The following is a 20,291-nucleotide window of genomic DNA, read 5'->3' as shown; positions in this document are numbered from 1 at the left end:
TCATTATAACGTAAGCGAAATGAATTTTATATATTTTCTAACGATTTAACACTTATTTTTCAATCTTTACCATAATACGGGATTGAAGACAAGACTATGACAGTTCTTGTCTTTTCACCCCTCAATACTACGCCATAGATTTAAGGATGCATAACTCAAATAAGGTTCCCATTCCGTGCTCCAGGCTTTCATTTGTTCTACGGTTGGCTTTTTCTCTAATTCGAAATGTGCTTTAAGTGCATTCTGAATTCCAATATCCGCTACCGGGAAAAGATTCTCCCTGCCCACACCAAACATCATCCAGTTCTCCGCCGTCCATGGCCCTATTCCCCTGACCTTTACTAACCTTTTCATGATATTATCGTTAGACTCAGATGAGATTTCTTTTAAGTTTAATGATCCTTCCGCAATTAAACGTGAGGTATCAATAACATATTCAGCTTTTCTTTGGCTGAACTGCAGTTCCCTTAAGACATCGTATGAAGTATCTGCAACTTCCTCGGGAGATGGATAGAACCATACTCCATCTTTCTTTGTTCCCAGCTTTTCTACAAACCGCGTGCTTAATGTATAGGCAAATTTCATGTTTAATTGCTGATGGATAATTACTTTCATCAAACAATCGTAAAGGTGAAAATCTTTTACAATTGGTGTTCCCGGGTGAGCTGTAAATATTGACTCCAGACTTGTACCTAAAAAATGGTGATGTACACTCTCCAAATCAGCATCCCATTGGAATAAATCGCTGATGTGTGCCACTAATGCTTCTTTGTCTTCCTGGCTGTCACTAGATACAGAAAAGAGAGGAGACTCTGTCGTGCCATGTCCCTGAACGCGCACGATGTGGTGGTTCGATCCTAATTTCACAGGAACATCCACCCATCGCTCTTTTCGATCTAACCGAGTTAATGGATCAAACTGCCACCGAAGTAGTGTATAGTCAAAATCATAAAAAGTAGCTGTTTTAAACTGTTCTGTCCACAAGTGTTTTTTCCTCCCTAATTCTTGATGATTTTGTAGTCGTTGTTCATATTGGTAAAGGAGACCTACCTAATTTAATTGTCTTTTTCCAAAAGAGAAACCATTTAAACATAAATCAACAATAAGCTACAACCTCTTCATTCCCTACACCTATTATAGTTTAGCTGAAAACAAACCCACCGTTCCTATAGGAACGGTGGGTTTGTTATTGTCTATAATCCCCATACAGGTGAAGGGACAAGTTTTTTCATCATAAGATCATTAAGACTTCCGAACCGATATCCCCTTTTTCTCAATTCATCAATCAGTTGAGATAAAGCTTCTGCATTGTCTTTCGAAACCGTATGGAGGAGGATGACAGCTCCCGGATGGATTTGCTCCATCACACGATCGTACGCGTACTGCCATCCTTTTTGACGATCGGTCTGCCAATCAACAAAGGCCAGTGACCAAAAAGCATGTGTGTACCCAAATTCTCCAGCCCATTTAAGGGTTTGGTCGTTAAAAGTACCGCGCGGGGGTCTTACAAATGTCATCACATCCTGATCTGTTAATTTCTTAACCGATTCCTCTACCATGGACAGTTCCCTCTGCATCTTTTCTTTTGATATCTTCGTAAAATCGGGGTGACTCCACGAATGATTCCCAATCAAGTGCCCTTCATCTGCCATCCTTTTTAATAGTTCCGGGGCGCTTTCGATGTAGTGACCCGTTACAAAAAATGTCGCAGGGACCTCTTTCTCTTTCAAAACGTCAAGAACTTTACCTGTGTAGCCTTGTTCATATCCATTATCGAAGGTTAAGTACACGACAGGATCACCGGAAGAATCCAAATAAAACCCATCGTATTTCTCCAGCATAGGGGCATAGCGCCCCACATCTGGTGCGGACCCATCAGAATTCTTCTTATACCCCCATCCTTCTGCGGACGCCAATATCGGTGAGAGCCATAACGAGAACGTTACTACTACTAAAAAGACCTTCCTGCACATACATACCACTCACTTTTTTCTTAGTATGTGTGAAGGTTTCATGAATATAAAAAAAGGCATGTGGGAAAATTACCCACATGACCTTTATAATAATAATGATGCGGCCCACCCAAAGATAAACAATGGGATGTTGAAGTGTAAGAAAGTTGGAACACAAGTGTCCCAGATGTGATTGTGCTTTCCATCTGCATTCAAACCTGATGTTGGCCCAAGTGTACTGTCTGAAGCTGGAGAGCCTGCATCTCCTAAAGCTCCTGCTGTACCGATTAAGGTAGCCGTAGCCATTGGTGAGAAACCAGCTGCCACACAAATCGGAACAAATAGAGCCGCTATTATAGGAATCGTAGCAAAAGAAGAGCCAATTCCCATCGTTACCACCAATCCTACAAGTAATAGAATAAAGGCAATGAGAGCCTGATTATCACCTAGATAATCGGAGCTTATTTCGACAAGTGCAGAAACAGACTCTGTTTCTGTAAGAACATTGGCATAACCAGCTGCCACTAATAAGACAAATGCAATAAAGCCCATCATTCCTATTCCATCATTAACCACTTTGTCTCCTTTTACGTAAGGAACAATTCTGAAGACAAACATCAGGATAAGACCAGCGAGGGCTGCAAGGATAAGATTTGCCCAAACAGCTTGAATGACTAAGGTTACAACAATAGCTACAAGCGTAAGGAAATGCTTGGTATTAAAGCGCCTGTCCAGAACCGAATCAAGATCAGGAGTTTGTTCTCCCGTTTGTGTCTGCATCAAGTCTCTAGGCTTTCGATAGGTAACCAATACCGCAATTATTAAACCTACTATCATTCCTGAACCAGGTATTAAAAGAGACTGCGCAATTGTACCAATAGTTAAATCAATGCCGTTTGTTTCCATTGATGATTGAATCGTCTGATGAAAAATATAGCCGAAACCGACCGGAATCATAACATAAGGTGCTTTAAGCCCAAAGGTCAAGGCTGCAGCCACTGCTCTTCGGTCTAATTTCATTTGGTCAAAAAGATTTAATAAAGGTGGAATTAAAATTGGTATAAATGCAATGTGCACAGGGATTACATTTTGGGATAAACTCGCAACAAAAGCTATTACAAAGACGATAAGCGTTCGTTTATCTTTTAGTACTCTTAATAAATATCCAACTAGAAGCGATGTAATTCCAGAATAGCTGATTGCAACAGCAAAAGCTCCCAATAATATATAACTTAAAGCTACACTTGCCTGGTCTCCCATACCAGCAATAAGCAGATCTAATGAATCTTTCAAGGTTTCTCCGTTCATTAAACCTGCAGTCAAGCCGGCAGCAAGAATGGCAATAATAACATTTACTCGTAATAAACTTAAAACAGCCATTACAAGGACAGATACGACAACGGCCCATGCCATAGGTCATTCTCCTCTCAAATAATTTCATGCATTAGCGATTTATCATGATAAAGCACGAATGTAAAAAAATCAACCCCCTCCTTAAAAGAGAGTCAATTCAGAAATTAATGCTTAGTCCATGTTTTTTTCCATTTCTTCTAACATCGAAATCAGTCGATCAATATCTTCTACAGATGTTTCTTCAGGATCAAGACGTTCTATACGCCCCATGACATCCGCCAAACGCGTTTTTAAATCCTGAATCTTTTCCTGTTGTGACATGATTCATCAAACTCCTTTGCTTATTTACGATTTTCCTAAACCATCATAGTACATTCAAATATTCCTGTCTAATCAAGAAGGTTTCTCCCATCGTGTTATAATGTTGCTTACATCATACAGGAGGTTATAGAATATGACACTAAATGATTTTACCCAATACTTAGATAATCATGTTCCCATTAAACTTGTAGTTATTGGAACATTCCTTTTTATAGCAGTTGTCATATCAAGAAAAGTCATTCACGCTTTTTTCAGAAAAACTGACTTTATTGAAGAAAGAAAAGAAAAGACATTAGAATCCATGTTCAATTCGATTATTAGTTATGCAGCCGTTATCACATTCATCCTTATTATCCTGGATCAATTCATTTCTATCGGTAATCTGATTGCAGGTGCCGGAGTAATAGGGATTATTGTTGGATTTGGTGCCCAGAGTTTAATTAGAGATTTCTTTGCCGGACTGTTTCTTTTATACGAGAAACAATTGCATAAAGGCGACTTTATTACGTTAAATAATACCTTTCATGGAACCGTGGAAGACATAGGTTTAAGGTTTCTTAAACTACGCGAATGGAGCGGAAAGCTGCTGACAATCAGCAATGGTCAAATCAATACAATTGAAAATTATAACTTTGAGCATATGCGTGTTATAGAGAAAATCACTACCAGTTTCCATGAAAGTCCCCGCAATATGAACATAGTACTGGAGAAAGCGTGCCAACGTCTAAACCATGAACTCGAGAGTTATTTAAAAAAAGACTTAACCGGAAAGCCAGTCGAGTCGTTCCAATTGTACGGGATGACATCACTGAACGATGAACATCGTGGATACCAGTACACGATTACCGGACTTGTAGAAGATCTTGTCTATTGGACAGCAGCCAAAAAAACGCGCATGATTCTGGCCGAAGAGATGTACGACAATAACATCTCAATGGCAGAACAGCGCGTAGAAGTCGATGCCCCATACTCAAAAGGAGACACTCCTTATTTTAATTCAAATGAAAAGCTTACATGATCCTGAATGGGAATCCATGCTCCGATCCCCTGTCTTGTCACATTTTTAATCGATAAAGTCTTTTTAGACCCTTTCAATTGAATATAGACATCACCAAAAGATACTTCGCCTTTTTCGTTCACAGCAGGGGCGTACGCATGAAGGATACCCACTTTGTTTGTAGGAATACCGTACGTATTTTTCTGCTTCGTTCCCCTCCCGATTACAGTGTTAAATGATAAAGGGAGCTTCGTATTCTTTTGGGCTTCAAGTAAAATCAGTTTCATCATTTGATCACTATGGCTGATTCTTGATGTCAGACCACCCTTAATACTTTTCTCTTCTTTTTGGACATAGCTGATCTGTTCAGGCTTTTCTCCTCCGTGATTGCTGCGCTCATTCGTATTGATCTCCTGATATTCCCAATTAATATTAGTTTCTTTGGATTCATACGACAGCGGCCAACGTCCTAGAAATATTTCCCCTCTATAGCCTATCGCCAGTGGAGAAGGTTTTAGAGACGTCTCATTCAACATCTCAATTAGCTGTGGATTCGTAATACGAACTTCTGTATTCTCCATTAACTCTTTTGTAATTTCCTCTGCCTCAAGAAGTTCTTGATCATCTGTAGAATTTGGATACGTATTGTCTTTCGATATATTTAACACATGATTCGGGATGGCACTTTCTTGGTCCGTTTTCTTATTTTCCGCCGAAATAGAACCAGCGCCAAGTAGAAAAATCCCGATAAATATAATCAGTGCCAGCTGTTGTTTTCTCACAAAAGGACCACCTTTCACTTTTTTATATTTTGTGAAAAACGGCCCCGTCTATACATCCATTTTAAGAGATCATTTTATTCATAACAGTGTTTGCCTTTCCATCAAAGAACTGAATGGAAGGACCGATCAAAAAGATAATCATAATTGTACCAATACCTACCGGACCGTCCAGGGAAAGCGCAAGGACAAGAGCAAATATTTCCGTCAGGGTTTTAGCTTTCGTAATGCTGTAACCAAAGCGTTTTTGCAACGCAATCATTAAACCATCGACTGGATTGAGTGAGAATTTGGGCTGTATATAAAGAGAAACCCCTAAAGCAAGAATGAAAATCCCTGCTAACAACACAATAAATTGCATCCACCAAGCTGAGAGTGCGACATTGTCAAAGACCTGCAGGGTCCAGAAGTCAATAAATCGGCCGAGCAATAAGATTGTAATTACAGCAAGAAGGTCCGGTTTATCCTTCGCTATCCAGGCGTTAGCCAGAATAAGAACAGCACCAATAATCATTACCCATGTACCGATAGTCAGACCAATACTTTCTGTCAGTCCTACGTTTAATGCGTCCCATGCACCTGATCCCAATTCTGAAGCAATCGTTAACGTAATGCCAAGAGCTATAACCATTAAACCTACAGCATAAAAGAAAGATTTGACTACAAATGGTTTCATCGGTACCCCTCTTTCCCATCTATATTTTAGAACCACATCATTTTAAACACAAAAAAAGAGCAATCACCTAAAAGTTGGTGATGCTCTTTTTATTTTACTGGCTGAGGTGAATACACTCAAGAGTTTCTTCCACATTTATACTGTTTTTTACAGATTGAACCATTGAACAGTTCTTACGGGAAATCTCGAGGTTTTTATGCAGCCTGTCTTCATTTAAATGGTATCCTTTTACTACATAATGGAGGTGAATGTCCTCTATGCGGTTGGCTTCCTCCGCATTTCTTTTAATTTCAGCTGTTACTTTAAGATCTTCAATTTCTATACGCTGCTTGTCCAGGATTTTCCTGAATACTCCCACACTACAGCCTGCGATAGATGCAACCATTAACTGGTAAGGGCGGAAACCGAAGTTTTCATCCCCTGAAATATTTAATTGTCCATACTCAAAAGATGTACGTACTCCATTCTCTTTTAAATAGAAGTCCATCATACTATCCACTCCTTCACAGAGATCTTCTTCCCTTTACTTATATAATAACCCTTTTCACAAAGGAAATAACCTGAATATCTTTAGAAAGACTTGTCCTCCTTCGTACTTTTCTTATACGATGAGAAAGTCGAAAAAAACAGGAGGTCGTTCTATGAGAGCAGCAAGATCAAGATTTTGGATTTTAATCGGCCTTGTTACTATTTCAGGTTTCTCGCAAGGGATGCTTCTCCCTTTACTCGCCGTTATCCTTGAACAAAATGGTATATCATCATCCATTAATGGACTCCATGCTACCGGCCTTTATATAGGAATACTGCTCTCTTCTCCATTTATGGAAAAGCCGCTGCAAAAACTCGGCTATAAACCCGTCATTATGACCGGAGGAGCTTTAGTTTTCCTATCATTAGCTTTATTCCCTTTCTGGCAGGCGCTTTGGTTCTGGTTCATCTTAAGAGTGACCATCGGAATTGGAGATCAGATTCTCCATTTCGGCACGCAGACTTGGATTACAGCAACTTCTGCCAAGCATAATCGAGGGAAGAACATTGCTTATTATGGGTTATTCTTCAGTGTAGGTTTTACAATAGGTCCACTTATGACCAATCTCCTTCGTTATGGCATTTATGTTCCCTTTTTGCTCTCTTCCATACTTAGTCTGCTTGTCTGGTTATTTTTACTAAGAGTCAGGAACGAATTGCCCGAAAAAGAACATACCACAGCCCACGGGGCGAGTTCAATGAAAAGGTTCTTAATAGCTGTACGATTAGCTTGGGTGGCTTTTTTACCTCCTCTTGCCTATGGATTTCTGGAAGCCACTTTACATGGGATCTTTCCAGTGTATGGGATGAGGATCGGTCATGATGTGAACATTCTTTCTCTAATTATTCCTTGCTTTGCTGCTGCCAGCTTATTTTCCCAAATTCCACTGGGTGCTTTAAGTGATCGGATTGGCAGAAAAAAAGTAATTATAACCGTTGTATCAGGAGGGATTGGCGCATTTATCCTTGCCGCTATACTGGAAGACTCTCTTACCGCCCTGTTTATAACCTTCGCTGTTGGAGGTTTGTTTGTCGGTTCCCTGTTTTCCCTGGGCATTTCGTTTATGACCGACCTGCTGCCCAAGGAACTCTTACCTGCCGGCAACATTCTATGCGGCATGTCTTTCAGCATTGGAAGTATATTGGGACCTTTTTTATCCGGCTTCTTTTTAGATGTATGGCCGGACCTCTCCTTTTTCTATATTATCGTCACCCTGCTTGTTATTGTTCTATCGGCTACCCTTTGGAAAAAGGATCCAGAACTACTCCCCTCCTAGGCATAAGACTAAAAAAACCGCGGCGCATCAGCCGCGGTTTTTTTAGTTTGATAAAGCTGTTGATAATGCATCCAGGTTTTCATTCATGAGAGAAAAATAATCTTCTCCATTGTTTATATCCTTTTGTGATAATACCGATAAGTTATGGAACTGCAGAGATTCTGCACCAATTTCTTTTTGAATAACTTTCGATACCTTAGTAGTCACATTCTGCTCAAAAACAACATAGTTCAGATCGTTCTCTTCCGCTACATGAATAATCTCCTCTAAATCCTTCTGAGAAGGTTCATTCGTTGGGCTCAGACCTGCTACGGCTATTTGTTCAATTCCATACGCCTCTTCCCAATAACCGTAGGCAGCATGAGAGACAATCAGCTTTCTTTTAGCTTTTGATTCTATACGTTCATGAAAGGTTTGATCCAGTTCCATCAGTTTGTTCTCTAACTGGTTATAATTTTGCTGGTACATCTCTTCCTTTTCAGGGTTCAGTAAGACAAGTTTGTCTTTAATGTTTTCTGCCATTTGAGCTGAACGGATAGGATCCAGCCAAACGTGGGGATTTGTGTCACCATGATTATGACCGTCATGGTCAGGTGTCTGGTCTTCTTCGTGATTGTGTTTATTATCTTTATCCGTTCCATCCTCTTCCTTTGCATGGCTATCTGCCTGCAAGTGATCGTGAATAGGTTCATCCAGATTAATGTTTGATGCAGCTTCGAGAATCGTTACTCCTTCCGGCTCTATGGAGTCCGAAATTTTCTCTGCATATCCTTCTAAACCTGCTCCATTATAGATAAACAAATCTGCTCCTGCCATCTTCACCATTTCTTTAGTCGTTGGTTCGTACGTATGAGCATCTGACCCAGGAGGAAGGATCGATTGTACATTTACTGTATCACCTCCGATTTCCTCCGCAAAAAACTGCAGCGGATAAACGGTTGTATACACGTCAACATTTCCATCCTTCTTTTTACCTTCAGCGCCCCCGGATTGTTCTTCACCTCCGCATGACGCCAGTACTAAAGTGATAGAAAGGAATAAGAGTATAATGGCTGTTTTTTTCATCGTAGACCTCCTTATTATCTCCAAAGATTATATCGTAATGATTACACTTTGTAAACAGTAACGATTACATTTTAAACCAACCATAAGAATAGCCTGCGTTATGAAAAACGCAGGCTTACTCTCTTAGTTGCATTGCGGACATTTACCGTAGATTTCAAACTTATGGTTCTCAACATCGTACCCGCTTAAACTCTCGTTCAGGTTCTCCATGGGACAGAACTCGATCGATTTGGTTTTCCCACATTCTGTACAAATAAAGTGGTGATGGTGCCCATGAGTTTCGCATCCGAGACGAAAGTGTTTTTCTCCTCCAAGCTCTGTCGCTTCGAGAATATCTACATCGGTAAGCATATATAAATTACGATAAATCGTATCATAACTGACTCCCGGAAAATCGGTTTGAATTTCTCTCAATATTTCCTTGGCTGCAATATACTGATCCTGCTTCACAAAGATATCTAAGATTCGTTCTCTCTGCTTCGTCCGTTTATACCCTTTTTCTTTTAGTTTTTGTAAAGCTTTTTCAACATTCATTATGCTTCACCCTTTATCCATTGTTGAGCACGTACTTTTTTATAAAGTATCGACATAATCAAGATTAGAACAGCTGTAATTACGATTGTGCCTCCAGGAGGAACACTAAGATGATAGGACGAAAATAAGCCGATAAGGACGGAAGTTTCACCAAAAGCGACGGAAAGACCTATCGTTTGTTTAAAACTCTTAGCTATCCGAATAGCTGATGCTACCGGCAGTGTCATGAGAGCCGAAACAAGAAGAATCCCTACTACCTGCATAGATGAAGCAATAACCAGCGCTACCATTACGATAAACAACAAATGAACCCAGCGTCCATTGACACCTGAAACGGACGCATGCTCTTCGTCAAAAGATAAAACGAATAGTTCTTTATAAAAGAGGATGACAATAAAAATAACAATCGTAGTAATCATCAATACCGTCCACATACTATCTCTGCTTACCGCTGTAACACTTCCAAATAAGTAGCTGAATAGATCCGTGTTAAAGCCATCAGCAAGAGAAATTAATATGACACCCACTCCTATTCCGCCAGAAAGGATGATTGGTATAGCTAGTTCTTCATAATGCTTATAAACTTTACGAAGACGTTCAATTAAGATTGCTCCGACAACTGAAAAAACCATCCCCATATAGATTGGATTCCATTCATTAACAGAGCTTACCCTCTTTTCGATTAAAAGACTTGCAGCGATCCCTGTTAAAGTAATATGGGATAAGGCATCAGCGATTAATGACAAGCGTCTCACAACAATGAACACGCCTAATAAAGGAGCAACAATACCGATTAAAATACCTGTAATTGCTGCATTTTGTAAAAACTCATATTGCAAGAAACTCTCGATCATTTAGGGCTCACCTCATGGTCATGGTTATGTGTCAGCTGTTGAACAGAATGCCCATACAATTTATTGAGGTCCTCTTCATTGAACTCCTTGTATTCCTCTGAAGCCCCATGGAAATGAACCGTTTTATTCATACATACGACATGAGTCGCATGGTCCGTAATGGTACCTATATCATGAGTAACCATCAACAGAGTGATTCCCTGCTCCTTGTTAAGACGAGCAAGTAAATCATAAAACTCTGTCACGTGTCTGGCATCCACACCTACCGTTGGTTCATCCAGAATCAGCAGGGCGGGGTCACTCACTAATGCCCGTGCAATAAATACCCGCTGCTGCTGCCCACCGGAAAGCTCTCCAATATTGGAGTGAGCATAGTCTTCCATCTCTACGAACTTTAGAGCCTGCCTTGCCTTTTCTTTATGTTTTTTTGTAAAAAACTTGAATGCTCCGACTCGTGAAACAAGCCCTGTCTTTACAACTTCCATGACAGTAGCGGGGAATCCTGAGTTAAAGCTATTGGCTTTTTGAGATACGAACCCAATTTCCTGCCAGTCCTTATACTGCTTTATAGGCTTACCGAATAAATAGACAGACCCATGATCAGGTTTCACTAAACCGAGCATCAGTTTAATCAGGGTGGATTTCCCTGAGCCGTTTGGTCCCACAAGACCTAGAAACTGCCCTTCTTTAATAGTAAGATCCACATTTCTAACGACCCATTCTTTTTCATATTTAAAGGATACATTTTCAAATGTAACAATCGTATTATCTTTCATGGTCAATCCCTCTCAAAATAAGAATGATTACGAATTAAAGTATAATCGAACTCTTCCCCTAAGTAAAAGAACTGCACTCCTTACTTAAAAAGCATAATTCATAACCATTACGATTTAAATGCAAACTCTATCATAAACGAGGGTTTATTGAGAATCAAGCCTTTTTCTTGAAGCGGTACTGGAAAATGAGCTTTGACGGGTGCATGTTTCTTCCTCCAGTGTTCACGCCATCTCAGTTTTTTAATCTCGTATCTTAATCACTAACGAAAGCAAGCGATAATTCATTAAAAAATCAAAAAGCCAGAGAGGGAATCCCTCTCTGGCTTTCGAATATTATAAATAACGATTGTATCGTTTCTCTAAATAGTCCTGTAAAGCCGAAAAGATCATCGTCAACGGCCAGTATATAAGAGCGGCTAGAATATACATGGTCATAGAGTCAATCGTACGGCCGGCAGCAATTTGAGCTTTATTCAATATTTCCGGCACCGAAATCATGGCGGCTAAAGAAGTCGCTTTCAGCAGATCCAGAAACACATTTCCTAATGGCGGAATAGCGATTCTTGTCGCCTGAGGCATGATGATTCTTCTAACCGTCTGCCAATAAGTCAACCCAAGTGCACGCGATGATTCCCATTGCCCACCAGGGACACTATTCAAAGAAGCCCTGTTAATTTCTGCAATATAGGCTGCACTGTTTGTACCAAAACCTATAAGAGCTGCTGAGATCGCAGAAATCTGAATCCCTACCACAGGTAAGCCGAAGTAGAGAACAAATAAATAAACGAGGATCGGCGTCCCGCGCATAAATGAAATATAGAAGCGGGCAGGCCACCGAAGCCAGATGCGGTCTGATCCTCTCGCTAAGGAAAGGAAAAAACCGAGCACAAGTCCAATCCCCATACTTATAACAGCTACGAGAAGAGTATAAGGAACTCCTTCCAATAGAAAGGGAAGGTTGTTCCAGGCGTTTTCGGTGTTGAAGAGCTTTTCTATTTCAATATCGTTCACTTCAATACCAAACATAACAAGCTCCTTATAGATCCAGTCCTTCAATTTCTTTTACGTTTTCCGGTTCCTTAGAAGCGTCTCTTCCTTCAAAGAACTTCTCGGACAACTCCGTCAACACGCCTTCTTCGCGCATCTGCTGAAGGACTTCGTTTATTTTATCCTGCATTGTTCCGGCATCTTTTGGTAATACAACGGCGGTATTTGTCTGGTGGAACTTCAAATCAGGATGAAGCTTAACGTCAATATTTGAGTTCGCTTTTAAGGCAGAAGACTGTAAATAGTAATCATTAATGATGAAATCGACTTTTCCACCTTCAACTGCTTTTAAATAAACATCATTGGTTGCATTAAACGTTTTTGTTTCGGCAGCTCCAAGAAATTCTGCAATCTGCGTGTGTACAGTTGCTGCACCACCGGCGTGAACTTTACCTTCTACGTCTTCTAACGTCTCAATTCCTGATAGGTCAGATTCACGGACAATCATTGTTGCATATGAGTATTTGTAAGGCTCACTAAAAGCGAACTGTTCCTTACGGTCTTTGGTAATTTCAATATCATTCACAACAGCATCAATTCGACCGCTGTTCAAGGCAGGAAGCAAAGCATCTGTCCCATACTCCTCAAATTTAATATCAAGGTCAAGCCTTTCAGCAACTTCTCTCATTACTTCAACGTCATAACCTGTAAGCTCGTCAGAACCTTCAGGGTAATACGATGTTGGAGCCAGTGTACCAGAGGTTCCTACAACAATTTCCCCTTCCTCTTCAATTTCGCTCCATGTGTTGTCAGAAGCTTCTGTACTTTCATTATTAGAACTGCTCTCCTCATTACTTTCACTTGTTCCACAAGCTGCAAGCAGAAGAGAAAGCAAGAGCATAAACATAAGTATAAGAACTTTACGCATGTGTTGTTTCCACCTTTCATTTTTTCATACCTGTTTAATATAGCAACTTGACACCTGTTATATCAACTATCCTGCGTAAATTTAATATTCCATTGACTTTGTTCTGGCTTTTTCACATCTTTATGGTATGATAATAACATATATTAAATTATAATAATTATAAATAAAAGAAGCTACCAAGCCTCTTAAGTGAAAATTATTATCAATTAAATCGAGGAGATGAGAATAGGAATGAATACTACACGGGTGCTCCTTTTCTTTAAGTGGTTTAAATTACCAAGTAAACTTTCAGCATTCAAGGAACATGCAGAACTGACAGCAGCTATAATCAGCGGAATTCTTATAGTCTTTGCTTGGGTTGGAGAAAGCCAATGGTCTCCCCCTATTTACATTTCACTATATGTGACTGCATTTGTGATTGGTGGATTTGCTAAAGCCAAAGAAGGATTAGAGGAAACAATTAAAGAAAAGTCCCTTAATGTGGAACTGCTCATGATTCTTGCTGCTATTGGATCGGCTTCCATAGGATATTGGACAGAAGGAGCTATCCTTATATTCATTTTTTCATTGAGCGGAGCTTTAGAAACTTATACGATGAATAAAAGCCATAAAGAAATCTCTTCGTTAATGAATCTTCAGCCAGAAAAAGCTCTTCTAGTCGTTGAAAATGATTATGAATGGATTTCAGTCGAACACTTAAATATAGGGGATCATGTTCTAATAAAAGCTGGAGAACGTATACCAGCAGATGGAGTCATTATTAAAGGAACCTCTTCTATTGATGAGAGCACGATCACAGGCGAGTCCATTCCCATCACTAAAGATCAACACACAGAAGTATTTGCCGGCACCATGAATATCGATGGAAGTTTAGTAATCTCAGTTACAAAGAAATCAACCGATACATTATTCCAGAAAATCATAAAAATGGTACAGAATGCACAAAGTGAGAAATCACCTTCCCAGCTTTTTATCGAACGATTTGAGAGCACTTATGTAAAAACTGTCCTCATCGTCGTTGCCATAATGCTCTTTCTTCCTCACTTCGTGTTTGGATGGAGCTGGATGGAGACTATCTATCGAGCCATGATTCTCTTAGTTGTTGCTTCTCCATGTGCGCTTGTCGCTTCTATTATGCCAGCCACTTTATCCGCTATTACTAATGGTGCGAAACAAGGGATACTATTCAAAGGCGGCGTTCATGTTGAGCATCTCTCTCATATCAAAGCGTTTGCATTCGATAAAACAGGAACATTGACCAAAGGTCTTCCGAAGGTTACTGATTTTGTCACGGCCAATAAAGAGGAAGAAACGCTTGTTTTGTCTGTCGTCTCGTCCATAGAGCAGCAGTCAAACCATCCCTTAGCTCAGGCGGTCGTTCGATATGCAGATCATAAGGGCATCCACGCGTCCCCTGTGGATTCTGTGAAAAACGAAAGTGGAAATGGTGTCATTGGTACCTATAAAGGTGAGGTTTGGAAAATTGGGAAATCTGAGTTTATAGGGGAAAAGGAAAGCTATTCGTTTAAGGATGAGCTGTTTAAGCAGCTGGCATCAGAAGGTAAGACCGTTATTTTTGTAAAAAAAGAAAATGAAGTAGTTGGTCTATTCGCTTTAAAAGATACCGTTCGTGAAGAAGCCAAACAGGCGATTCAGTCGCTTAAAGATAAAGGGATCTACACAATTATGCTGACCGGTGATAATGAAACAACAGCGCAGGCTATCGCTGAAGAAGCAGGATTAGACCAGTACATTTCCAATTGTCTTCCAGATCAGAAACTTAAAGAAATGAAGCACCTCAAAAAACATTTCTCTCATGTCGGGATGGTCGGAGACGGGATTAATGACGCACCTGCACTGGCAGAAGCTGATGTTGGTGTGGCGATGGGGGAAGGAACGGATGTGGCACTGGAAACAGCAGATGTTGTGCTAATGAAAAACGATTTACCAAAGATTGGTGATGCCATGCACTTATCTAAACGTATGAATCGAATTATCAAACAAAATGTAATTTTTTCAATTAGTGTCATCATGCTGTTAATTATCAGTAACTTTCTTCAATGGCTCGATCTTCCTTTAGGAGTTATTGGTCATGAAGGAAGCACGATTCTTGTTATTTTGAACGGTCTGCGCCTATTAAAATAACAAGATTTTTCTCTCCAAATCCTGTCATGTAAAACCAGGTATCTTAGCGGCACCGCCCGTTTGTCTGCATAAAATACTCCATGATTCACATCATAAGTTAATTAATAAAGAGAGGGGGCCGAAGAGAACGGCCCCCCTCTCTTTATTTGTTTTTATTCCAAATGATTATCTGCGATTAAAGTGCTTGGTTTTCCACACCTACCTTGGCGGCTTCCTCCTATTCTTTCACCCCCAGGTATCTTTTTTTCGTCGGTGATGAATCATAGCATTTATTTCTCCTCCGAGAATGATCACAACTCCCGATAAATAAAACCAAATCATAAGTATGATTACCCCGCCCAGGCTTCCGTACATAGCCGAGAAATTCCCTATATTACTGACATAAAAAGAGAACAGAAGTGATACCAGCTGCCAGCTGACAGTGGCAAAAACCGCTCCTGCGACAGTATCCTTGTACTTCAATCGCTTATTGGGAGCTGTGACATAAAGGAAAGACAGAACCATGAAAAAAATAACAGAGGAAATGACCCAGCGAATTCCTTCCCAGATAGAAAGAAAGCTTTCCGATAAACCAAAATAGGAAAACAAATGAACGCCAATGGTATGTCCTGCTACTGGAAGCAGAAAGGCTACACCGATAACAAGGACCATGGCTACTGTTAATACAATAGCGATCAGTCTTGAAACAAGAAACGGCCGGTTTTCTTCTACATTATGAGCGCGATTGAATGCGTGCATAATGGCATTAACGCCATTAGAAGCTGCCCATAGAGTCCCTACAAGACCGATGGAAAGCAGGCTTCCATTTTCACTGCTTAATAAAGATGAGACGTTTTCAGTGATCATATCAAATGTCTCGGGCGGAGCATAGGTACTCACAAAAGCAAGAACACGTCCCTCATCAATATGTAAATATCCAAGCAGTGTCAGCAGGAATATCATAAACGGAAACAAAGATAGTAAAAAAAAGTAGGCAAGTTGAGCAGCCATTCCCCCGACATCATCTTCTCCAAATCGTGTGAACAGCTCCTTGCCAAAATTCTTGATGACTTTCACGATATTCCCTCACCTCTTGAGTATCAAGAAGCTTCTTTAGAATCATCTACAGCTTCAAGCTGCTGCTTCACTTCTTGATTGATTTCTCCTACTCTATTTAGCATACTCTCAGCCTTTTGTAATAATTCGAGTAAATCTTCGACACCTTTATTCACTTGGTTTGAAAAAGATTCATAATTGACTCTTAATGTGTGGATTGCTTCTGACGGGTGTTTAACATAGCCTTGGCATTTCGACCCTGCGAGACGTGATTTTTCTCCTACGTAACTGCGCGTATCTTTATCAAGCAGTGCAGCCACACCTCCGATAACGGCTCCAATTACTAAACCTTTCCATAATTTCTGCTGTCCCATATTCATCCTCCTCATAGTTTATGGTCTTGTTTAATTTCTTCTAATAAACGCGTACATCCTTCATGAACCAACTCATATACGTAATCAAAGTTACCTGTAAAGTAAGGATCAGGCACTTCCTTTTCCTTTGCATTTGGAACATAATCCATAAGTCTGCTTAAAGTGACATCCTTGTTTTCCCTAATTCCATTTAAGTCCTGTACGTTTTTATCATCCATCGCAATCAAATAGTCAAAGTCATCCCAATCTGACTCCTTAACCTGCCTTGCTTCCATCCCCTCATAAGAAACATTATGATCATCCAGCACCTTCCTTGTACCCTCATGAGGATCAGAACCTATATGCCAGTGGCCGATACCGGCTGAATCAACGGTAATCTGCCCATCCAGCTTTTGCTTTTTAATTAAATCCCTGAATATAGCCTCAGCCATGGGAGACCTGCATATATTCCCAAGACATACGAACAGTACACGAATCATGTCGACTCCTCCATTTTATTATTGCTAATATGTTGTATTTCTATGAAATCCTAAAAAATCCTTCTATCTTCCGAAGTGTTCTCATAATATCTTCCCTTTTCTTGTCGAATTCAACCGTATTTTCAAAGAGATCGTAAAAATGGGTTGACTTTTGTTTTAAATTTTCGGAATATTTTATATATGAACCAATTTATAACATATTTATAAGGAGGAATTTGATGGACGATCAAAGTGCGCTACATAGTTTCTTAAGTAACTTAAGTGGACTTGTATGGGGACCTGTGCTGCTGACTTTACTAGTTGGGACAGGGGTATATTTAACCTTGAGACTTGGTTTTCTGCAGTTTAAGACACTGCCTTACGCCCTGAAACTGGCTTTTAAACCAGGCAAGAAGAAGAAAAATGAGAAAGGGGATATCTCCCATTATCAAGCACTCACAACGGCGCTCGCTGCAACGATCGGTACAGGGAATATTGCCGGTGTTGCTACAGCAGTTGTTTTAGGTGGACCCGGCGCTGTGTTCTGGATGTGGGTGACTGCGGTATTCGGCATGGCCACCAAGTATGCCGAAGCCGTTCTTGCCGTAAAATATCGGGTTGAAGGAAAAAATGGCGAAATGTCGGGCGGTCCCATGTATTATCTGTCACGCGGCCTTAAGACGAAATGGCTGGGTCAGCCTCTAGGTGTACTGTTTGCTTTATTTGGCGCTGTTGCAGCCTTTGGTATTGGAAACATGGTCCAATCAAACTCCGTATCTGATGTCATGCAGGGAACGTTCAGTGTCCCTACGTGGGTAACAGGAATAATTCTGACTGTCTTAGCCGGCTTGGTTTTATTAGGCGGAATTAAGAGCATCGGAAAAGTAACAGCTTTTTTTGTTCCTATTATGGCCCTTTTTTACGTCATTGGTGCTCTAATTATCCTAATCCTTAATTATGACATGGTCATCCCTGCCTTTGGTACGATTCTTAATGATGCGTTTACCGCCAGTGCTTTAGGTGGTGGACTATTAGGAACTGTTATACGTTATGGTGTCGCCCGTGGAGTATTCTCAAATGAAGCAGGCCTCGGCTCTGCTCCTATCGCTGCCGCTGCTGCAAGAACGGATTATGCCGGCAGACAGGCGCTTGTATCCATGACACAAGTATTTATTGATACCATTATCGTTTGTACAATGACCGGTTTAACCATAGTAATGGCTGACCAGTATCAGGGAGGGTTGGATGGAGCAGACTTGACTTCTACTTCATTCCAGATTTTCCTTGGTGATATGGGGGCCTATGTTGTTACAATCGGTTTAATTTTCTTCGCCTTTTCTACAATTGTTGGCTGGTCGTACTATGGAGAGAAATGTTTTGGATACCTAACAAAACAACGATTTATCGGTGTATATAAGATTGTTTTTGTGGCCTTCATTTTAATTGGGTCTGTATCAACTCTGGATACCGTCTGGGTTTTTGCAGACGTCATGAACGGTCTAATGGCCTTTCCGAACTTAATCGGACTTCTTCTCCTTTCAGGGGTTGTAGCTGCTGAAACGAACAAGTTCCTGAAAGTAGCCAAAAAAGAGCGTCAACAGGAAAAAGAACAACGACAGGCTAGTTAATAAGGGAGCAAAAGCCCACGGATTATTCCGTGGGCTTTTATTTTCCAGACGAATGACACCTTAAGTAAGAGCCTTGATACATTCCGGTCCTTCATTCTTTGCTGAATTAACGTAGTCACTGACCTCATAGGCCTCTAAATTGTCCATCTTCATATCCTCAAGATAGTTTCTCACTTCAGAAGGATTCTTTTTCACCGGCTCTATCCATTGATCCTGCTCTTCTTTTGGCAGAATGACAGGCATTCGATGATGAATTGGTTTCATAAAATCATTGGCGGGTTGAGTCAGAATAGTACAAGTGTATAGAGAACCCTCTTCCCCATTCCATTGATCCCAAAGACCTGCAAAAGCAAATAATGAGCGCCCCTCTGCTTGAATACGGACAGCACGCTTTCCTGATGTACTCTTTTTCCACTCATAAAAACTGTCGGCTGCAATGAGGCAGCGTTTTTGTGACATCAGCCGTTTATAACTCGGTTTCTCATCTGCTGTTTCACTTCTTGCATTAATCATTTTGTACCCAATTTTAGGGTCTTTGGACCATGATGGGACGAGTCCCCATCTCATATATCCGGCTCTCTTCTCCTTACCGTCATGAATGACGGCAAGAACTTGCTGACCTGGAGCTATATTATACCGGGGTTCATATCCATCAATAGAGCGGGATATCCCAAACTCTTTTAATATTTCAGTCTCATCGGCAAGCAGAGTGTATCTTCCACACACAATCATCCCCTCCTCTGTTTATATTATCTTTCCCTTCTATGACTTCCTAAACATAAGGTTCTGTTAAAGCTTAGTGTTGTATTTTATATCACGTTTGTTAGTGAAAAGAGCAGGATTGTTGAAGGTCTGCTCGAGATAATGCTTCAGCTTCGACTGCTCCATAGAAGGAAGCTGAAATGGAGCAGTTAAAGAATCAACAACAGGTTTTTACAGAGACAGACATAAAAAGGTCTGTCCTACTGGACAGACCTTTTTACAAAAATATACTTGCAGCCAAAAGAATCCTGACCGTTGCTTACACTCATTGGGAGGAACGTAGATTAAAAACCGAACCGACGGTCTATTTTTCTTTGATATTGCCGGTAAGCCCCTGACTGGCTTCCCTTTCTTTTTTCCATCATTACATCATAACGGATTTTCTTCTCACTTAATTCTTTTTTAAAATCAGCTGAAAGCTCTGGATCTTTAATCCCTGCGAGCAGCTCCTCTAACTCAACAATCCTTTTCTTTAGTATCATTTCCTCAGGGAGCATGTTTGCATTTTTCAAGATACGGTAGCTGTTTCTCAGATCAGGTGGGAGATGAGCGAATTCATCCTTCGGCAGCGGTTTTCCTTTACCTGGAAGGTTATCAAAATCCCCACGCTCCATGGATTTTTTGATCTTTTCCTCAATCAAGTGACCATAATCCATACCAATCGCTCCTTCATTCATATTCTTGTCCTGGCACAAATGCACAGCTTTAAGCAGGAGACAAAAAATAAATCTGCCTGCTTCAGCTTCAGGCTGAATAAACACATCTTGAATTCGCTTATATCGGTTCTTCCACGTTCTCTTTGAGCCTTCCTAAATTAATGTCAGCATGACCCGCAGCACCTCTACCGTTCTTATTGATAAAG

22 protein-coding genes are annotated in these 20,291 nt (G+C 40.5%); 4 read left to right on the top strand and 18 right to left on the bottom strand.

Annotated elements, in window-relative coordinates:
• Positions 1-114: 114 nt before the first annotated feature.
• From LC036_RS15875 to LC036_RS15860, 4 genes are all read right to left on the bottom strand, one after another.
• Positions 115-984 (bottom strand): DNA-3-methyladenine glycosylase family protein, encoded by an 870-nt coding sequence (locus LC036_RS15875; RefSeq protein WP_226584958.1) that lies wholly within the window; start codon positions 982-984, stop codon positions 115-117.
• 209 nt (positions 985-1,193) lie between these two features.
• Positions 1,194-1,973, bottom strand: a complete 780-nt coding sequence (gene pdaA, locus LC036_RS15870) for a delta-lactam-biosynthetic de-N-acetylase (RefSeq protein ID WP_226584956.1) — start codon at positions 1,971-1,973, stop codon at positions 1,194-1,196.
• Positions 1,974-2,057: 84 nt separating this feature from the next.
• A complete protein-coding gene (locus LC036_RS15865; RefSeq protein WP_226584954.1) occupies positions 2,058-3,365 on the bottom strand; it encodes a Na+/H+ antiporter family protein in 1,308 nt (435 codons plus the stop codon).
• 111 nt (positions 3,366-3,476) lie between these two features.
• Positions 3,477-3,626, bottom strand: coding sequence for an SE1561 family protein (locus LC036_RS15860; protein WP_226584952.1), 150 nt, complete (start codon positions 3,624-3,626; stop codon positions 3,477-3,479).
• 133 nt (positions 3,627-3,759) lie between these two features.
• On the opposite strand from LC036_RS15860, the gene LC036_RS15855 reads away from it, so the two are divergent.
• Entirely contained in the window at positions 3,760-4,644 is an 885-nt protein-coding gene (locus LC036_RS15855; protein WP_226584950.1) for a mechanosensitive ion channel family protein, read from the top strand.
• Here the strand turns inward: LC036_RS15855 and LC036_RS15850 are convergent.
• The 3 genes from LC036_RS15850 to LC036_RS15840 form a co-directional block, all read right to left on the bottom strand.
• Positions 4,614-5,405, bottom strand: coding sequence for a YfkD family protein (locus LC036_RS15850; RefSeq protein WP_226584948.1), 792 nt, complete (start codon positions 5,403-5,405; stop codon positions 4,614-4,616). The genes LC036_RS15855 and LC036_RS15850 overlap by 31 nt on opposite strands.
• 61 nt (positions 5,406-5,466) lie before the next feature.
• Positions 5,467-6,078, bottom strand: a complete 612-nt coding sequence (locus LC036_RS15845) for a YczE/YyaS/YitT family protein (RefSeq protein WP_226584947.1) — start codon at positions 6,076-6,078, stop codon at positions 5,467-5,469.
• Between the two features lie 94 nt (positions 6,079-6,172).
• Entirely contained in the window at positions 6,173-6,565 is a 393-nt protein-coding gene (locus tag LC036_RS15840) for an OsmC family protein (protein ID WP_226585231.1), read from the bottom strand.
• Between the two features lie 154 nt (positions 6,566-6,719).
• Between LC036_RS15840 and LC036_RS15835 the strand changes: the two genes are divergently transcribed.
• On the top strand, positions 6,720-7,883 hold the full coding sequence (locus LC036_RS15835; protein WP_226584945.1) for an MFS transporter: 1,164 nt from the start codon (positions 6,720-6,722) through the stop codon (positions 7,881-7,883).
• Positions 7,884-7,925: 42 nt separating this feature from the next.
• On the opposite strand, the gene LC036_RS15830 is transcribed toward LC036_RS15835, so the two are convergent.
• From LC036_RS15830 to LC036_RS15805, 6 genes are all read right to left on the bottom strand, one after another.
• Positions 7,926-8,948 carry a metal ABC transporter solute-binding protein, Zn/Mn family gene (locus tag LC036_RS15830; protein ID WP_226584943.1) on the bottom strand — a complete coding sequence of 341 codons (1,023 nt, stop codon included), beginning with the start codon at positions 8,946-8,948 and terminating at the stop codon, positions 7,926-7,928.
• A gap of 123 nt (positions 8,949-9,071) precedes the next feature.
• Positions 9,072-9,482: a Fur family transcriptional regulator gene (locus LC036_RS15825; protein WP_226584941.1), complete on the bottom strand. Its 411-nt coding sequence runs from the start codon at positions 9,480-9,482 to the stop codon at positions 9,072-9,074.
• Positions 9,482-10,336, bottom strand: coding sequence for a metal ABC transporter permease (locus LC036_RS15820; RefSeq protein WP_226584939.1), 855 nt, complete (start codon positions 10,334-10,336; stop codon positions 9,482-9,484). Before LC036_RS15820 ends, LC036_RS15825 begins: the two co-directional genes overlap by 1 nt.
• On the bottom strand, positions 10,333-11,112 hold the full coding sequence (locus LC036_RS15815; RefSeq protein WP_226584933.1) for a metal ABC transporter ATP-binding protein: 780 nt from the start codon (positions 11,110-11,112) through the stop codon (positions 10,333-10,335). The genes LC036_RS15820 and LC036_RS15815 overlap by 4 nt, the downstream gene beginning before the upstream one ends.
• 333 nt (positions 11,113-11,445) lie before the next feature.
• Positions 11,446-12,138 carry an amino acid ABC transporter permease gene (locus LC036_RS15810; RefSeq protein ID WP_226584931.1) on the bottom strand — a complete coding sequence of 231 codons (693 nt, stop codon included), beginning with the start codon at positions 12,136-12,138 and terminating at the stop codon, positions 11,446-11,448.
• A 10-nt stretch (positions 12,139-12,148) separates the two neighbouring features.
• Positions 12,149-13,006: a transporter substrate-binding domain-containing protein gene (locus LC036_RS15805; RefSeq protein WP_319004489.1), complete on the bottom strand. Its 858-nt coding sequence runs from the start codon at positions 13,004-13,006 to the stop codon at positions 12,149-12,151.
• A 252-nt stretch (positions 13,007-13,258) separates the two neighbouring features.
• Between LC036_RS15805 and LC036_RS15800 the strand changes: the two genes are divergently transcribed.
• The gene (locus LC036_RS15800; RefSeq protein WP_226584927.1) at positions 13,259-15,172 is read left to right on the top strand and encodes a heavy metal translocating P-type ATPase; all 1,914 of its coding nucleotides are present in this window, start codon (positions 13,259-13,261) and stop codon (positions 15,170-15,172) included.
• A 225-nt stretch (positions 15,173-15,397) separates the two neighbouring features.
• Here the strand turns inward: LC036_RS15800 and LC036_RS15795 are convergent, their stop codons facing one another.
• Genes LC036_RS15795 through LC036_RS15785 form a run of 3 tightly spaced genes read right to left on the bottom strand, consistent with a single transcriptional unit; the run spans position 15,398 to position 17,060 of the window.
• Entirely contained in the window at positions 15,398-16,228 is an 831-nt protein-coding gene (locus tag LC036_RS15795) for a YihY/virulence factor BrkB family protein (RefSeq protein ID WP_226584925.1), read from the bottom strand.
• Between the two features lie 23 nt (positions 16,229-16,251).
• A complete protein-coding gene (locus LC036_RS15790; RefSeq protein WP_226584923.1) occupies positions 16,252-16,581 on the bottom strand; it encodes a YtxH domain-containing protein in 330 nt (109 codons plus the stop codon).
• Between the two features lie 11 nt (positions 16,582-16,592).
• Positions 16,593-17,060: a low molecular weight protein-tyrosine-phosphatase gene (locus tag LC036_RS15785; protein WP_226584921.1), complete on the bottom strand. Its 468-nt coding sequence runs from the start codon at positions 17,058-17,060 to the stop codon at positions 16,593-16,595.
• Positions 17,061-17,278: 218 nt separating this feature from the next.
• On the opposite strand from LC036_RS15785, the gene LC036_RS15780 reads away from it, so the two are divergent.
• The gene (locus tag LC036_RS15780; RefSeq protein ID WP_226584919.1) at positions 17,279-18,667 is read left to right on the top strand and encodes an alanine/glycine:cation symporter family protein; all 1,389 of its coding nucleotides are present in this window, start codon (positions 17,279-17,281) and stop codon (positions 18,665-18,667) included.
• Between the two features lie 60 nt (positions 18,668-18,727).
• Here the strand turns inward: LC036_RS15780 and LC036_RS15775 are convergent, their stop codons facing one another.
• Both LC036_RS15775 and LC036_RS15770 read right to left on the bottom strand, forming a co-directional pair.
• A complete protein-coding gene (locus tag LC036_RS15775; RefSeq protein WP_226584918.1) occupies positions 18,728-19,393 on the bottom strand; it encodes an SOS response-associated peptidase in 666 nt (221 codons plus the stop codon).
• 320 nt (positions 19,394-19,713) lie between these two features.
• The gene (locus LC036_RS15770) at positions 19,714-20,190 is read right to left on the bottom strand and encodes a DUF1992 domain-containing protein (RefSeq protein ID WP_226584916.1); all 477 of its coding nucleotides are present in this window, start codon (positions 20,188-20,190) and stop codon (positions 19,714-19,716) included.
• Positions 20,191-20,291 lie beyond the last annotated feature (101 nt).

This window comes from Halobacillus litoralis (genome assembly GCF_020524025.1).
Lineage (GTDB): Bacteria > Bacillota > Bacilli > Bacillales > Halobacillaceae > Halobacillus > Halobacillus litoralis_D.
The sequence above is the reverse complement of the archived record's forward strand: the minus strand, read 5'-3'. Positions and strand labels throughout refer to the sequence as shown.